The following is a 1,113-nucleotide window of genomic DNA, read 5'->3' as shown; positions in this document are numbered from 1 at the left end:
CCACCGCCGTGGGGCAGGGCAGCCAGGCGTTGGCCAATGCCACCACGGCCACCGGCAGCCAGGCCATTGCGGCCGGTCTGGGCGCCAGCGCCTTCGGCCAGAACACGCTGGCCTTCGGCGACGCCAGCACGGCAGTGGGGCAGAGCGCCGCTGCTTTCGGCCTCGGTGACGTCGCGCTCGGTGCACACGCACTAGCCGCCAGCGAGAACGGTGCAGCCACCGCGATTGGCGGCCTGGCCGAAGCCAGCGCCGACGGTGCCACCGCCATCGGCGGCGGCGCATTGGCCATCGGCGCGGGCAGCACCTCGCTCGGTCGTGGCGCGGGCAGTGGCGGTGAGGCCTCGGTGGCGGTCGGCGCGTTCAGCGTGGCCGTGGCCGATTTCAGCGCCGCGCTCGGGTCCAACTCCGCGGCCGTGGCCGTGGGCAGCGTGGCGCTGGGCGCCGGCTCCTACGCCGATCGCATCGACACCGTATCGGTGGGCAACGGCGAAACCGGCCTGCGCCGCCAGATCACCAACGTGGCCGATGGCAGCGACGCCAACGATGCAGTGAACAAGTCCCAGCTGGATGCCGTGGGCGCGGTTGCGGCCACCACCAGCAAGTACTTCCAGGCAACCGGCAGTGACGACAGCGATGCTGGCGCCTACGCCGAGGGCGACAACGCCACCGCCATCGGTGAAGCGTCCAACGCACTCGGCAATGGCGCTACCGCGCTCGGCAGTGGTGCCACCGCGGTGGCACAGAACGCCACGGCGGTGGGCTTCAATGCCGTGGCCACCGGCCAGAACAGCGCCGCCTTCGGCAACAACGCGCAGGCCAACGGCCCGGGCAGCGTGGCGGTCGGGGGCGCGGCGGTGGATGCCGATGGCAACCCGCTGATCACCAACGGCGGCGTGCCGGTCGATACCGGCGCCACCAGCGCCGGCGTCGGCGGTACCGCCGTGGGTGCCAGTGCGGAAGCGGCGGGCTTTGCCTCGTCGTCCTACGGTGTCGGCGCGTATGCGGGCGGCGCGCAATCGTCGGCCTTCGGCGCGGTGTCCAACGCCATTGGCGACTACTCCACCGCCGTCGGCACGCAGAGCGTGGCCACCGGCAACAGCAGCACCGCCATCG

Annotated in this window: 1 pseudogene; it reads left to right on the top strand. The window is 72.4% G+C overall.

Annotation, left to right across the window (positions count from 1 at the left end):
• Positions 1–1,113 (top strand): annotated as a pseudogene (locus DBR34_RS11600) (cell surface protein); the annotation flags it as partial.

This window comes from Stenotrophomonas sp. HMWF003 (assembly GCF_003061285.1).
Lineage (GTDB): Bacteria > Pseudomonadota > Gammaproteobacteria > Xanthomonadales > Xanthomonadaceae > Stenotrophomonas > Stenotrophomonas maltophilia_AP.
Note: the sequence above shows the minus strand (reverse complement) of the source record. Positions and strands in the feature narration are given on the sequence as shown.